Genomic DNA, 14,360 nt, shown 5'->3' on the forward strand with positions numbered 1-14,360 from the left:
CTGTCCGTGCGGGTGTCAGTGGGGGTGTCGGTCTTGATCCTGACCCCCAAACCGACCCCTGTCAGCATCTGACAGCGCTGGTGGACCCGCCTGTCAGCAACGGCCGTCATATCGCGACAGACCCTCCGTCCTGGGGTCTCCCCGGGGGAAGCAACCGCTACACACGTAGGAAGGAGTCACCGTCATGGACGAACAATTCATGCGGGTACAGGCCCGCCTCACCGACCGCGACCACGTCCTGCTCGGCTGGCTGGCCGACCACGGCGTGCTCACCACCGTCCAGATCAACCACGCCCTGTTCGGGTCGCTGGACTTCACCCAACGCCGGCTACGCAAGCTCTGCCACGCCGGTCTCCTGGCCCGGTTCCGCCCGTTCCGCGCCGAGGGCGGCACCTACCCCTACCACTACGTCCTCGCCCAACTCGGCGTCGAAGTCGTCGCCGCGCACCGCGGCGAGGACCTACCCCGCAAAGACCAGGCCCGCAAACGACGCTGGCACCTGACCAACCGGGCGAACCTGCCCCACCTCCTCGCCGTCAACCAGTTCTTCACCGACCTCGCCGGCCACGCCCGCACCCACCCCGAGGCCAGTCTGGACCGGTGGTGGCCCGCCTCCCGGTTCCAGGGGCAGGGCGCCCTCGCGCAGCCCGGCGACCCGATCCAGGTCTTCGCCTACACCACCCGGGTCCGCCCGGACGGCCACGGCATCTGGACCGAACACGGTCTCAGCCTGTCCTTCTTCGCCGAGATCGACACCGGCACCGAACCGCTACCAGTCCTGGTCGACAAAGTCGACGGCTACCTACACATGGCTGGAGTCACCGGCCGGATCTGGCCCGTACTGTTCTGGCTCCACTCAGCCCTGCGGGAACGCCACCTCCACACCCGGCTCACCGAGGCCGGCGTGGTGTACCCGGTCGCCACCGCAACCCGCGACACCGCCACACAACAGGCCGCCAGCCCCGCCGACGACATCTGGTGGCTCCACCGACACGCCGGAGCCCGACAACGTCTGGTCAGCCTCGCCGACGATGACGACGCAGTCAGGGAAATGGCCTGCTGATCCGGCCGAACCGAACCGGGGGCGGGCGGATCGCCTGGTGGGTGAGGGGACGGTCCGGCTGTTGGGTCAGCGCGGGTCGGCTGTCGGGTACACGGAAGATGTCGCCACCGGACAACCCCTTGCGCTGACAGCCCACCGAGGTACCCTGTCGCCTGGTCAGGGCTTCGTCGGGCCGAGACAGACACAGTCCTGAGGGGCCGGCCCGCTGTTAGGAGCGGATCAACTCCTCGGCTTCGGCGGCTCCGTGCCGCTGTTGCGGCTCTGGGACGTCTAGCGTGTGTTGTGCCTCTCGTAGGAGCGACACCGCAACCATCGTGGCGATCAGGGCGTTGACCGGCTTGTACTGAATCCGGCTCACCGTGTGGGCAGTGGCGTGTCGGTTCGCGAGCGCGGGAACCCTGTCACCACGATCTGGGTGAAATTGGTCAAACATTCGCAGTAGCGGCCATAAGGTGGCTGAGTGTCGAAGATCCTGTAGCGTGCAGTCCCGCGACGCCTTCACTACCTCAATCATGGGCCGGTAGAAGCCATTCTTCGGCACCGTGCTGAATAGGGTTCCCCGCAGGGTGGCGTCCACGATGTTCATCGCGTACGCCTGTCCTGGCCTGTCGTGACCGGCCCACATCGCGGCCAGCAGGTCGCCGGCCGCCCGGCGGAACTCGTCCAGTTCCGGCGCTAACACCTCCGCCAAGGTCCGCAAGCAGTCCTGAAGTACTTCGCCCCTCTGCCGCAGGAGCACCTCCCGCCGATGGTGCGGCTCGACTGCGAGAAGTGCCTTGATCACATTGGCGGACGGTACCCAGCACAGCGGGATGCCCTCCACCGCGGCCAAGCTGGCGACGTCGGCGAGGAACATGCGTTCCGGCCAGTTCGGCGGGTAGGTGCCGTCCGTTCGCAGCCTGTCAACCCACCCGCCAACGTCCGGAATGCCAAGTGGGAACCTGGGGAGGTTGCTCTGTACCTGTCGTCGAAGGCTCTCCGCAGCACGGGTCCAGTTCGTGACGCGCGCGATCGATGCCCAGTTCTGCAAGGGGTAGATACCGGCAGCCCGCGCAGCCTGAGTCGCTGCGGCCAGCCCGGGCGTCTTGGCTGCAACTTCCAGGCGATGGTCGATCCAGCCGGCCGCCCGCATGCGCTCCAGCGCCATCGAGACCGTGCCGAGCATCATCCAGGTAGCGACGTTGCCATTCGAGCCGTCGATGAGCGAGGGGACCTGACGATGCACGGTCTCTGCGAAGCGGGCTACGTCCCCTCTCGTGGGGTCCGCCGCCGCTTCCGTCGAGGCTGGACGGACGCCGGGTGCCCACCGGATGACTTGTTCACGGCTTCGTCCACACCCGAGGACTCGGAAGACATCTCACCTCAATCTCTTATGCGAACGACCATGATCTCACTGGAAGGGACGCCCACGATAGGGTTTCGGGCCTCGCCCGGCGGGTTAGTGTCAAGGTTGCCGGCATCTGTCGGGAGCAGCGGCCAGCGCGTGGGTACGTGGCCGTCAAGCAAACGGGCACCAGGGTCAGCCCTCGTTGCCGTTGCCGGCCCGGCCGGTCCGCCGACGTCGGATCTGGCCTCGGCGGCCGGGCGCCTTCCGGCAGCGGTCCCGCCACCACGGTCGACGGCGTGTTTGTGTAGAGCTGTCGTGCCGCGTGCTCGGCGGTCCGCGCTTGGTGTAGCCGGCATTGCGCCTCGCGCAGGTCGGCCAGTGTCTCGGCGAGCAGCGAGGGTGTAGATCAGGTGCAGGGCAGCGATGGTGTCCTAGTCCCGACACCGCACCCGGTGGCGGCAATGAGCCGGGACATCTTGCGCAGGTGTCCCGCCTGGGACACCTGGCGGGCCGGCTGCCGGCAGGACGTGCGCGGGGGTGCCGGAGGCACCCCCGCGTACGGTGTGGCCCAGCTAGGCAAAACCAGCGGAGAACCGACTGATCTGCGGGATGTGGGTTGCCGCAGTCACTGACACCCAACTCACATACTAGGAACTCCCAAGCATGTCCAGGACTGCCGAGCGGATCTCCGCAGGCAGGACGTGCCATACTTGGACCAGCCGAAGCGCGATCTTGACTGCCGAGCTCATGGCGACCAACCGGTCTCGGCAGTTGTCGGATCTCGTCTTCGCTTTCGGTAAGTGATCGGAGCGAGGGGCCCCGGCCGGGGTGAGAGCCGGTGACTTGGGGCCCCTCTGCTCGTTGGCTCTCGCCTTCCTTGGCCTAGCTCGCTTTCGTTGCCCTGTGTTGCGGGCCAATGGTCCGTTCCTCTCCTCGCGCCGCATCGGCGCGATCTTGGATTCGTACGGGCGGACTCGGACGCCCGGTCCCGTGGTCCGATTGAACATCCGCCCCAGCCTTCACCGGGTAGTGATAGAGACCCTTGCGCTGTCGGGCCAGCCGCCCGCGGCTGACCCAGTATCCGAGCGCGTTGCTGACCTTGTGAGTTGGCCACTCCACACCGAGCGCCGAAAGACGATTCGCAACATCTGACACGGTGAACCTTTCACCTGGATCTATCACCTGCCACACGAGTCGCCGCAGCGGCACATCCCGTGCACGCACCGCCCCAACGGAAGTCGTCGCGCCGCTGCCTCCTCCGCTCGATGAGCTGACGGCGGCACCTCCGGCCATGATCGCTTCGCCATCCCTGGCAAATGCCTCGTCCGGCTCGCGTTCGCCGAGCGACACCTCCCGCCGAGTGACGATCTCCATGCACGCCTCGTACAGCCGCTCGGGAACCCGAACGTCGAGGCCAAGCGCGCGAGCCGCGTCTATCGCGGTAGCCACGTCATGCAGCTTCCGCACCACCTCCTCCACCTCGCCGGAGGTTCCGTCAGCGCCCGTGCTGAGATGAGCCACTGCTTCCCCCCTTCGCCAATCTTGGACAAGTGAGAACGGACTCTACATCCCGAGAGTTCGCGGGGCCGCGTGACCCCCTGCCGCACATGTAGCGCGAGACTCATCCCTTGCCAATTAGGACATAACGCTCATGTAGCCCCCTGCAGGGGCATATAAGAGCCAATCCCCACCTTGTCACGTTCGCTAGAGTAGGCACGTCAGGTTCGGCGTTGAGATCGCCGGCAACCATACCGAGATCAAATAGCGAATGCGGAGGAAGCTGCACGTGGCCACTGCGCTGCAGATCTGTCGGCTACGGGTCAAGACCGCACAGGGCTGGCAAGATCCGTATGATCTGGATCAGCCGGTCGTTGCTGTAGTAGGGCCCGTAGATACCGGGAAGAGCTCACTCCTTGACTGCATTGCCTTCGCTCTGGGTCGGGACATCGACGAATTTCGCGGGGCCGTTGACCGCGAGCTACGCGCGGTCGAAATAGTTGTTCGCGTTGCATCCGGCGTCTATACGTTGCGGCGTTCTCGCCGGACCCGCTCGTATATAGAGATCCTTGACGCCTCGGGAACTTCGGAGGGTCGGTTCCCAACCCGTATGCGCGAAGGTGTGCAAACCATTTCGGATTGGCTCTTCCAGCAATTGGGAATCGCTGACTTAATGGCCTCTGTCCGTCTGCCCGGCGAGAGGCGACTGGGCTTCGCGGATGCGCTCTTTCCTTATTGTTATCTAACGCAGGAAGACATTGATCGGCACGTAATAATGGCGCGACGGGAGGACGCGACACGCTTGACGACCCTCAAGCTCCTATTCAATCTCACTTCGGCGAAAGCCGAGCGGCTAGCGGGAACGATGCGCGACGTTGACAATGAGCTAGCAAGGGAAAAGCGAAGGCTGAAGACAATTGGCGACTTCCTCGCCGGTTCTGCGGCAACCCATCCGGATGCAGTTGACCGCGAAATAGAACGGCTCCGCGAAGCAGAGATGGTTTCCGCCAGTAACTTACTGAAGCTGAGGGCGAAGGCTCGATCCGATAGTCCTGATGCTGATCCCACACGGGAACGCGTCTTCAGCGCGCGTAGACGCGTGAGCGATGCAGAGCATGCTCTCGACGGGGCTATTCGGAAACGGAGAGCGGTCGAGGACCGGATGGAGCCCGTCAAGAACTCCCTCGAAGAGCTCGCAGAACTTGAGCATCGTTCCCCTGACTGTCGATCAACACTCCGTATAGCCTTCCGCGAGTGCCCTGCATGCGAGGCTGACATAACCGACCGGATTACCTCTCCCGGCCATTGCCATCTTTGTATCCAGCGGCTCCCGGGAGCGGACCATCAAATGGAACGTGAACGGCTGACGCTTGCCTACCAGCGACTTGAAGCCGAGTTCGACAAGCTATATGAGGAGGAACGCCGCGCTCGGCTAGAGGCCGATGCCGCTCGCCGCGAACTAGAGGTCCTGCTGGATAGCCTCAACCTTCAGGCCGGCGAGATCGTGGCGCCGCATGTTGACAGCATCGCCGCCGCTGCGGGGGAACTGTCTAGAATCAGAGCCAGCGTGGCCGCCTTGACGCGCGTCCAGGATGCGCACAGACGTCTAAGAGAGCAATACGATCAGATAAGTGGGAAACAGAAGGAACAGGAGGAGCGACGCAGGAGAAATGTCGGGAGCGCTGACCTTGAGCGCTTAGAAGATGTCTTGTCCGCCATAAACGGAATCTTCGAGAGTATCGTCAAAGGAATCGAGCTGCCCAACGCAACAGGACAAGCCCGACTGGACCCAGAAAGCTTGCTTCCGCTCGTTGACGAGCAAGCCTTCACACGAAGAGGAGGAGGGGCCCGCGCAGCGGTCAGCATCGCATACAGCCTTTCACTACTCACTTACACCTTGGAGAACGGGCTTGCAAGACTGCCCGCCCTGTTGATGATCGATTCACCTCAGAAGAATTTTGGAGCCAACAAAGACGATAAGGCACTCGCCCACCGCGTATATGAACGATTCCTCGATTACATGGGCGAACGGTCTAGTTGGCGGCAGGTAGGGTTACGCCGGCCCTTCCAGGTGATAATAGTTGATAACGATCTTCATGCCGACATTCGCAAACGCATCACAGTGCACCAATTCACACGTGATGAAGGGTTCATTCGGGGGTTGACTAATCCGCACGGCAGTCCTGCTATCCGACAGCTCGCCATCGACGACGTCGACCGCTAATATCGCGACCGGACGAGTTCCTGCCTCGTCTGCGGTATATGCCTTGCGCGTCGCCATTCTCTTCGGGTCCCAAACCAGCGCCGATGAAGCGGTGCGCCCCGAACGCCTGCCGACTGCCCGTGCCGGCCTGCAACAGCTTTGATGTCCGCCACGGTGCGTGATGCTCCCGGTTTTGGACCGCCTCGTCGCCGATCTCGGTCCCACCGCTGCATTGCGCCTAGGGTAATGCCCGGCGGCGCAGGCGGCTGCTCACCGCTCACGCGGAGGGGTCTTGCCCTCATCGTCGCCGCCGAGCAGGGCGGGTACGCCGGTGACGTCGAGGACCCGCCGTGCCGGCGGGCTGGCAGTTGATCACCTCAGTCCGGACGGCGTTGTCGCTGCTGCGGTGGTAGGTGTCTAGGAGCGTGCTGATGCCTCAGAATCCAGGAAGCTGACCCCGGCGAGTTCGGCGGTCAGCGTCGCCGAGTGGTGGTCCAAGGCCTCGCGGAGGCCCACACGGAACTCGTCGGCGGTGCAGGTGTCCACCTCGCCGGCCACGACCAGCCGCGTGCCCGTCTCGTCGGACAGCATGCTGCTCGCCAAGACAGCCGACGACCCTCACGGCGACTCGGCACCACCAAAAAAATCGACCGCGCCCGGTCGAGATTGATAAGCATTGGCCATATCTTGCTCCGCAAGTTTGGCCGCCAATTGCCATATCTTGCTCCGCGACCGAAGGCGCGTACGCAGATCCGGTAACCGGTGCTACAACTTGCTGGCTCCGGTCTGGCCTTTACGGGAACTGTCACCGTAACCGTGCTACGGGCACGGACCAGCCCGTACGGAACGGTACCGCACGGCACGGCCGGCGTGCAGCACCCGGGCTGCGACGACACGCGGCGCGGCCCGGGTGTCGGTGCCGTCCGCCTCGCCGCTGCGGGGCCGGTAACCCCTGCTCCCGGCGTTACCAGCCGCTACCCGTAGCGCCGTTGCACCCCACCGGGCGCCGGTAACGCCCCGGTGGGGAAACCGCTTCGACGCGAATGAGACGGCACGAACATGCCAACTTCCTCACCCCTATTTCCCGGCCCGTGCCGGTCTCTCTCGTCCCGTTCCACCGGGCGCCGGAAACGGCCGTTACCGGCGGCTACGGGCAACGCGGGTGGTAACGCCCGCGCGTCATTCTCAACCCACGGAAGGCGAACCCCATGAACAGAACACAGCGGACCCGACGAGCGGCATTCACAGCGGAGGATGATGGCCACAAGCCGGACGACACCTGACCCGCGCCGTCGCCCACGAGGCGACCGGTCGCCGGTTCCGGGCGCTGATGCACCGGACCGCGACCCCACACCCGACCATCTCCACGAGTCCACGACCGGCCAGCCCAACGCGCGGGGGGTGTTACAGCTGGCCACCCACCCCGTTACCGCCCGCACGACAGCCCGGATCCCACCCCGACCAGACCAACCAGCCACGTCCGGCCGCGACGGACGAGCCGGCGAGCAACCAGAAGTACAGGCGCTCATGCGGCAACGGCTCGCCGCGATGGCCGCACCCCGCGACACCGACGACCCCGAGTTGGCGGCGCTGCGGGCCATCCTGCGCGACGAGTCATTGATGGCACACGTCACCGCGAACGTGGACCGGTGGCCACCGCTCACGGCCGATCAGCGCGCCACCGTGGCCGCGCTGCTTGGCCGGCGTCGGTACCGCGACAGAAGGTGAGCGCTCCGCCTTCCCGCTTCCGCTTCCGTCGAGCAGGCGGAAGCGGAAGCAGGAGGTGACCTCGCACGAATGGAATCTGCCCCCGCGGCAGCGCTGTTGACCGGGTCCGGCTGTCCTCTCCGCGAGGTCGGTGTTGCCACTGGCTTCCCGGCAGCACCAACGGGGCCGGCGCGGGCGGTATCGCCGCCTGGCGCGCTGCGGATCGGACGGCGCGACGCGAGACTTTAACGCGGAACGGGCCGTGGGTGGCAGCAGGGGCGGAGGGCCTTGGTGTTTCGCGGGCAGTAGGTGGCTGTCTCGCTTGTGGTGTTGGTAGCGCCGCTGCGCTGTGATGGCGGTGGACGGTCGCCCTTGTCGCAGAGCATCCGGAGGCGGTAGTGCTCCCCGGAGGGCCGGTTGCGTCTCTTGGCTCACCGGCCGCTAAGGCTGGGCTTTCCGAACGGGGGCGAGGGGTGGATCTGCTGACGGTTCGGCGCCAGGCGGAGATGTCCGTGTTGAACAGAGTTGGAAGTATTAGTTGATTTCGGCATCTATCTGCGGATAGAGGCGACTTCGGAGTTGTGCGATATGACGGTTGGCACCGTGGCACACATTGACGACGAATACTGGCCGTGCTTGTGTTGTTTCGACTAGTCATCATCGAGGCCATGCGCATGTGTCATCCGTCGTGAAGATCGGAGTATCGCATGAGACGATTGGCGGCGGTCGCGATGGCGGCCGTCTGCGTGGTTTCCGTTGTCGCTGTTTCTAGTCCCGCGTGGGCGAATCCGTCGGGTTGTTCCCAGGGCAATACCACGATCAGCCAGAGTGGCGGCTACATGACCGCGTGGAACGACGCAGAATGTTCTTCGAGCGCGACTCGCACCTTCCGCATCGAGATCAAGAGGGACGTGGCGGTCCTGCCCGACCCCGTGGTGTCCAGCTACGATGACTATTGGACGGGCAAGTTCTACTATGCTGAGACCAGCAGTTGTGACGGCGGCCGGAGCGCCAACTACTACGGTCGTTCGTTTTTCACGTCCCATCCAACCTACGTGGACACCAGCAATCTCATGGTGAACACCTGCTGACCTGATGTGATCGGGGGGCCTGCCATGGAAGAGGCGGCGCTTGGGCGCGGACTGGCCCAGCGGTACGGGAAGCGGAATGTGTTTCGCGATCTCGATATTGTCGTTCCGCCAGGGGTGACGGTTCTGCTGGGGCCGAATGGTGCGGGAAAGACGACACTGTTGCACACCATCGTGGGTCTCAAGCGTCCGGTGGCGGGAAGTCTTCACGTTCTCGGTTGTGATGTGCTGCGTCGCGGCGGTCTTCGGGCCGTCGCGGCGCGGGTCGGTTTCCTGCCGCAGGTTGTGTCGCACTATCCCGGTTACACCGTCCGGGAGTTCGTCACCTACGCCGCCTGGCTCAAGGGGGTACCCGGGCGGACCATCGGCGCGAAGGTGGATCGGGCGCTCGGCTTGATGAGCCTGTCCGGGCGGGCCGGATCCCGGATGGGCAGCCTGTCGGGTGGGCTGCTGCGCCGGGCCGGGATCGCGCAGGCGATCGTGCATGAACCGGCGCTGCTCATCCTCGACGAGCCGGCCGCAGGGCTCGACCCCGCGCAGCGCATCGAACTGCGCCGCGTCCTGCGAACGATCGCCGGTGAGTCCTCGGTGCTGGTCAGCACGCATGTGGTGGACGATGTGCGGCATGTCGCGGACACCATCGTCGTGCTCCGTGAGGGCGCGGTGGCGTTCACCGGGACGGTCGCCGGGCTGGAAGGTCTGGCCGGGCCGGGGGTGGACGGGGACAGCGATCTGGAACGCGGCTACCTGACCGCGTTGCGGCGCCCGGGGGTGCCCTCGTGACCCTGATCGGTATCGAGCTGCGCCGAGGGCCGGGCCTGTGGACCCTGCCCGTGCTGACGGTGGTCGGTGTGTTCATGGCCCGCGCGCAGTTGAGCACGGACACCGTCTGGTCGTATGCCACGGGCGCGGTGACGAGCGCCCCGATGTTGATGGCCCCGCTGGCGGTGGGCGTCGCCGCGTGGGCCGGGGGCCGCTCCCAGCGTCGCGGAGTACGCCATGCCTGGCTGCTGGCCGGGCGCGATCCGGTACAGGCGCCACTGATCGAGGCCGGTGTGCTGGTGGCCTGCGCCGCCGTGGCGTACATCCTGGTCGCTGTGGTGACGCTGCTACCCACGGCGGCTGCCGCGACGTGGGGCGGCCCGTTCTGGTGGTGGCTGGCCTCAGCCGGGGCCGGGTTCGCGGCCATGGTCGCTGTCGCCTACGGCGTGGGGGTGCTGGTGCCGGGCCGATTCACCCCGTTCGCCGTCGCGCTGCTCACTTACCTGGCCACAACCTGGAACCTCGGCAACAGCGGCGCCGACTACGCGATGTTCCCGACTACCGTCGAGTTGATCGCACCGTTCAACGCACCGCACACCCCGACAATGCGAGGGCAGGTGCTGTGGTTCACCGGCTCGGCACTGTCGGCCCTCACGCTGATCACTGTCAAGGTCCGCTCGTCTGCTTGGCTGATGTTCCCTGCGGTCGCGCTGTCAGTCACCCTGACCGCCGCCGGCGCCGCCTTGATCGTCAACGAGAACGGCCGCTACGTCGACCTGAACCGTCACATCACCTGGTCCTGCACGGGTAATTCACCCCAGGTGTGCATCCACCCCGCCTTCGCCACCAGCCTCCCCGCGATCAGTGAACAGGCACAGGCCATCGAGCGGCGGCTGACCTCCACGCCTTTCGCCATCACCCGGGTCGAGCAGCGACCCCGAGGCGTCGGCGGCCAACCCACCCCCGGCGCCGTCGCCTACGCACTCGACACACCCACCGCCGACCACTACCACCGCGCCGGGCTCGACATCGCCATCGCCGCCCTCGGCGTCGACTCCTGCGCTCGCAGACGCGACACCGACGCCCACGCCATGGCCCAACTGCTCGTCGCCTGGACCGTCGGCGACGAGACACTGTTCACCCCCCGCGACCCCATCCAACAACAGGCGAGACACCAGTTCCTCAACCTCCCGCTGACCGGACAACAGCAATGGCTGACCACCCACGCCAACGCCATCCGCACCTGTTCCCTGACTTCCCACACGTTCACATGACCGGCCCACGCCTGCTCCTGAAATCCCGCCGGACAGCGCCGCTCCTGCTAGCAGCCGTCGCCGTCGCCGTCGCCTCCCGAGAATTCGGCGGCCAGCACCTGCTCATCGGCGCCACCCAACCGGTCCCGCTGCCGTGGGCCGCGCTCCTGCCCGCGATCACCGCCTACCTCACCGCCGTCGCGGCCTGGTCGACCCTGCCGCTACAGGAACACCTCGCCGTCCACCGCACCGACCGCTACGACCTGCTCCACCTCACCACTGCCGCCCTCATCGGCGCCACACTGGTCGCCTGGGCTGCCCAACCACTCACCGGCACCATCACCACGCAAGGCGCCGTCCGCAACTACCTCGGACTCCTCGGCTACTCCCTGATCGGCATCGCCGTCTTCCACCCCACCATGGGCTGGACCATCCCCACCACCCTGCTCACCACCGGCCTCGTCACCGCCGGCACCCGCACCAACCTGCCCCTACTGGACTGGCCCGCCCGCCCCGACAACAACCCCACCTCCTGGACCATCAGCACCACAATCCTCCTCACCGGCCTAGCCACCTTCACCAGCCACAACCGCCGACGCGCACTCGCGGCGCGAACAGCCCGCACCCAACCCGAGTAATTCCTCAGAATGACTAGCCTCCACGGGAATCCGACGACCGCAACCCTGGGCTTGACCCGGTTTCACGGACAGGGTCGGTAAGTTGATCTCACGCTACCTTGCTGACGGGCCTGCTGGAGTAGGCGGCGGCTTCGTATTCGGCCGGGCTGAGGTAGTCCAGGGTGGAATGGCGGCGGCGGGTGTTGTACCAGCCCTCGGTCCAGTCGAAGATCGCCGCACGCGCGGCAGCGCGGGTCGGCCACGCCCGCCGGTCGAGTAGTTCGGTTTTGATCGTGGCGAAGAACGATTCCGCGACGGCGTTGTCCCAGCATTGACCCCGGGCGCCGACCGACAGCAGCACCTGATGCTGGCTGGCGAGTCGGGCGTACTGGGTGCTGGTGTATTGACATCCACGGTCGCTGTGAAAGATCACCGGACCGGTCGGACGCCGGCTGGTGAGCGCGTTTGTCAGGGCTTGGGCAGGCAGGTCGGTACGGAGGTGGTCGGCGGTGGCCCAGCCGACCACCCGCCGCGACGCGATGTCGATCACGGTGGCGAGGTACAGCCAGCCCTCCCAGGTGTGGATGTAGGTGATGTCGCCGCACCAGCGGGTGTCGACCTGGCCGGCGGCGACGTCGAAGTCCCGACCGATCAGGTCCGCCGACAACGCCGCACCCGGGTCGGGCACGGTCGTGGTCCGCCACCGCTTCGGCGTGCGGCCGCACAGCCCGACGCCCCGCATCAGCCGGGCGACCCGCTTGCGGGAGTGCCGCCGACCCTGGGCGGCGAGTTCGGCCCGGACGCGGGGTGCGCCGTAGGTGCCGGCCGAGCCGGCGTGGATGTCTGTGATACGGGCAGTCAGGTCGGCGTCGTCGCGTTCCCGCCGCGACGGGCCACCGGTGCGGTGCTGGTAGTAGGCGGACCGGGAGACCTCCAGCAGCTCGCAGGAACGCTTCACGTTCCCGCCGGGCCGCGCCTTCTCCGCCTCGATGAACGGGTACACGTTCACCGGGTCTCCCGCACGAAGAAAGCCGTGGCCCGTTTGAGGATGTCAACATCCTCGCGTAGCCGGCGGTTCTCCCGCCGCAGCCGCGCCAACTCGTCGCGTTCCTCGCTGGTCAACCCGTCCGACCGGGTGCCGGCGTCGAGGTCGGCCTGCCTGACCCACTCGCGTACCGCGGTCTCGGTCAGGTCGAAGTCCCTCGCGACCTGCACGATCGTCCGGTCACCCCGCCGGCATACCTCGACGATCTCCGCCTTGAACTCCGGCGTGAACGCCCTGCGCGGCCGGCGTGGTTTCTTGCCCATGCCTTCCATGATGAACATCCTCCCGAGGAGCACACAGCCCCTCTGATCTGGGATGTCCGTCAAACCGGGTCAGGCCCAACCCGGACAGCTTCGCCGGCAGCGCGGGCAACCCCTCCCGGAAAGCGACGGCAACGCCTCACCTCCCGGGTGAGGCCGGGAAAGGTCTGGTGGGGTGTGGCTGCCACGACGCTGGTGGGTCGGTGGAGGGCAAGCCGGCCCCGCTACGTCGAACCGTCGACCCCGACGGGCCGACGTAGCCGGCGGGCGACGTCGTCCAGGGCGAGCATCCAGCAGTCCGCCGGGCCTACTCGCGTAGCCCAGACTGTTGGTGGCTTGTCTTGCCGGTTGGCGGACGTCCGGTCCCGCTATCAATATGTCCGTTATAAGACAGAAGAGCGTTTCACCTTATCGATCGTTAACCTCGAATGTGGGGTCGGTGGCTGTGTGGCTCCCTCGGCCACCGGCCCCGCCTGATGCGGCCTTGGAGTGCATCAGGGCCGGTCGAGGGCCCGCCAAGGGCTGGGGGGCAGGGGCTGGTGCGGCAGTTACCCGCTCGTTGTGTGCGCCGGACTGTCAGGGTGGCGGTAGCCGGTGGTGGTGGTGTTGGCGTGGAGGGTGAAGCGGGCGTCGTCGACGAGGCGGTCGACGCGTACGGAGCGGCCGTCACGCAGAGCCCATGCACAGGTGGGACCGGTCGGTGACGGTGGGGGCGTGGCGCATGGCGTCGGTGGTGGTGCCGGCGGCGCGCACCCTCTCTCCCACGAAGTGAAGACGGATCTAAGGTTGCAAGCATGTCATCCGACTCCAGAGGGATTTTGGCCCCTACGAGGAGATCGAACCTCGACATGTAGCGGCGGCTGCTCGCCTGACCGCTGCGATGACCGTAATGTCGCCCCTATCCGTGATGACCATCATTGGCGCCGGGTACCACATGGCGACGATTGCCGGGGCGACTGCCAAGGCGAGCGAGTTCCCGGACTTGGTCGACCACCACACGACCTTCGAAGAGCCAGCGATCTTCACCCACGACACTGTCGAGTTCCTGGCCCGCTACATGGAAAGTTTGGCTGAGTCGGCGCGTCGGCGCCCGCACCGGTATACCTACCGCGATCCAGACGAGTTGGCGCACTGGATGGACCGGTGCGCGAAGGATCTTCGGACTGCAGCGGCCACCATCAGGGACCAGCCGAAGAATCGGCCCTTGGAGCAGTAGCCCGTTCAGGTGGGCGCCCGGCTGTTCCCTTCGACCGCTCTGCGTGCGGTCCAACCGCTGCGGAGCGGTCCGCGTGTCGCTGCCTGTCGGGGCCGGCGACGGGCGAGACATCCCACCTCCGCCCGACATGCCGTTTGGCGGCAAGCGCCAAGGGACGGAACAGTCGGTAGCCCACGCGGCTCTGTGGTAGGGCCGTTCCCGGCCAGAGCGGGCGGACCAGTCAGGCCGGGCGGAACCGGCCGGTGGGCGAGCGGAGGTTCAGGCGCTCGTGCGCGAACGGCTCGCGGCGATGGCCGCACCCCCGCGACACCGACGACCCGGA

General features: G+C 66.2%; 12 protein-coding genes and 1 pseudogene. 8 read left to right on the plus strand and 5 right to left on the minus strand.

Translation table 11 applies throughout. From position 1 onward, the window contains the following. The first annotated feature begins 184 nt into the window (after nt 1–184). Complete coding sequence (locus tag O7627_RS32480) at nt 185–1,063, plus strand: replication-relaxation family protein (protein WP_278097248.1); 879 nt, start codon at nt 185–187, stop codon at nt 1,061–1,063. A 208-nt stretch (nt 1,064–1,271) separates the two neighbouring features. Here O7627_RS32480 and O7627_RS32485 read toward each other — a convergent pair whose 3' ends face one another. After that, nucleotides 1,272–2,288 (minus strand): hypothetical protein, encoded by a 1,017-nt coding sequence (locus O7627_RS32485; RefSeq protein ID WP_278097249.1) that lies wholly within the window; start codon nt 2,286–2,288, stop codon nt 1,272–1,274. Between the two features lie 984 nt (nt 2,289–3,272). Next, the gene (locus O7627_RS32490; protein WP_278097250.1) at nt 3,273–3,869 is read right to left on the minus strand and encodes a hypothetical protein; all 597 of its coding nucleotides are present in this window, start codon (nt 3,867–3,869) and stop codon (nt 3,273–3,275) included. A gap of 307 nt (nt 3,870–4,176) precedes the next feature. Between O7627_RS32490 and O7627_RS32495 the strand changes: the two genes are divergently transcribed. Beyond that, nucleotides 4,177–6,111, plus strand: coding sequence for an AAA family ATPase (locus O7627_RS32495; protein WP_278097251.1), 1,935 nt, complete (start codon nt 4,177–4,179; stop codon nt 6,109–6,111). Nucleotides 6,112–6,507: 396 nt separating this feature from the next. On the opposite strand, the gene O7627_RS32500 is transcribed toward O7627_RS32495, so the two are convergent. Beyond that, nucleotides 6,508–6,681 carry a hypothetical protein gene (locus O7627_RS32500; RefSeq protein WP_278097252.1) on the minus strand — a complete coding sequence of 58 codons (174 nt, stop codon included), beginning with the start codon at nt 6,679–6,681 and terminating at the stop codon, nt 6,508–6,510. Nucleotides 6,682–7,617: 936 nt separating this feature from the next. On the opposite strand from O7627_RS32500, the gene O7627_RS32505 reads away from it, so the two are divergent. The 5 genes from O7627_RS32505 to O7627_RS32525 all read left to right on the plus strand — a co-directional run bounded on the left by O7627_RS32505 (nt 7,618) and on the right by O7627_RS32525 (nt 11,538). After that, nucleotides 7,618–7,818, plus strand: a complete 201-nt coding sequence (locus O7627_RS32505; RefSeq protein WP_278097253.1) for a hypothetical protein — start codon at nt 7,618–7,620, stop codon at nt 7,816–7,818. A 686-nt stretch (nt 7,819–8,504) separates the two neighbouring features. Next, on the plus strand, nt 8,505–8,888 hold the full coding sequence (locus O7627_RS32510) for a hypothetical protein (protein ID WP_278097254.1): 384 nt from the start codon (nt 8,505–8,507) through the stop codon (nt 8,886–8,888). Between the two features lie 24 nt (nt 8,889–8,912). Further along, entirely contained in the window at nt 8,913–9,668 is a 756-nt protein-coding gene (locus O7627_RS32515) for an ATP-binding cassette domain-containing protein (protein WP_278097255.1), read from the plus strand. Next, complete coding sequence (locus O7627_RS32520; RefSeq protein ID WP_278097256.1) at nt 9,665–10,921, plus strand: hypothetical protein; 1,257 nt, start codon at nt 9,665–9,667, stop codon at nt 10,919–10,921. Before O7627_RS32515 ends, O7627_RS32520 begins: the two co-directional genes overlap by 4 nt. Then, nucleotides 10,918–11,538 carry a hypothetical protein gene (locus tag O7627_RS32525; protein ID WP_278097257.1) on the plus strand — a complete coding sequence of 207 codons (621 nt, stop codon included), beginning with the start codon at nt 10,918–10,920 and terminating at the stop codon, nt 11,536–11,538. Before O7627_RS32520 ends, O7627_RS32525 begins: the two co-directional genes overlap by 4 nt. A gap of 88 nt (nt 11,539–11,626) precedes the next feature. Here O7627_RS32525 and O7627_RS32530 read toward each other — a convergent pair whose 3' ends face one another. Both O7627_RS32530 and O7627_RS32535 read right to left on the minus strand, forming a co-directional pair. Beyond that, the gene (locus tag O7627_RS32530) at nt 11,627–12,526 is read right to left on the minus strand and encodes an IS3 family transposase (RefSeq protein ID WP_278097258.1); all 900 of its coding nucleotides are present in this window, start codon (nt 12,524–12,526) and stop codon (nt 11,627–11,629) included. A 17-nt stretch (nt 12,527–12,543) separates the two neighbouring features. Next, nucleotides 12,544–12,843, minus strand: a pseudogene (locus O7627_RS32535) (transposase); the annotation flags it as partial. Nucleotides 12,844–13,729: 886 nt separating this feature from the next. On the opposite strand from O7627_RS32535, the gene O7627_RS32540 reads away from it, so the two are divergent. Then, the gene (locus O7627_RS32540) at nt 13,730–14,038 is read left to right on the plus strand and encodes a hypothetical protein (protein ID WP_278097259.1); all 309 of its coding nucleotides are present in this window, start codon (nt 13,730–13,732) and stop codon (nt 14,036–14,038) included. The last annotated feature ends 322 nt before the right edge of the window (nt 14,039–14,360 follow it).

Origin of the sequence: Solwaraspora sp. WMMD1047, assembly GCF_029626155.1 — a bacterium.
Taxonomy (GTDB): domain Bacteria; phylum Actinomycetota; class Actinomycetes; order Mycobacteriales; family Micromonosporaceae; genus WMMD1047.

Excerpts from the sequence above, each read along its gene's own strand:
- O7627_RS32540 (WP_278097259.1), top strand. The coding sequence starts at position 13,730 with ATGACCATCATTGGCGCCGGGTACCACATGGCGACGATTGCCGGGGCG.
- O7627_RS32510 (WP_278097254.1), top strand. The coding sequence starts at position 8,505 with ATGAGACGATTGGCGGCGGTCGCGATGGCGGCCGTCTGCGTGGTTTCC.
- O7627_RS32480 (WP_278097248.1), top strand. The coding sequence starts at position 185 with ATGGACGAACAATTCATGCGGGTACAGGCCCGCCTCACCGACCGCGAC.
- O7627_RS32525 (WP_278097257.1), top strand. The coding sequence starts at position 10,918 with ATGACCGGCCCACGCCTGCTCCTGAAATCCCGCCGGACAGCGCCGCTC.
- O7627_RS32515 (WP_278097255.1), top strand. The coding sequence starts at position 8,913 with ATGGAAGAGGCGGCGCTTGGGCGCGGACTGGCCCAGCGGTACGGGAAG.
- O7627_RS32505 (WP_278097253.1), top strand. The coding sequence starts at position 7,618 with ATGCGGCAACGGCTCGCCGCGATGGCCGCACCCCGCGACACCGACGAC.
- O7627_RS32500 (WP_278097252.1), bottom strand. The coding sequence starts at position 6,681 with ATGCTGTCCGACGAGACGGGCACGCGGCTGGTCGTGGCCGGCGAGGTG.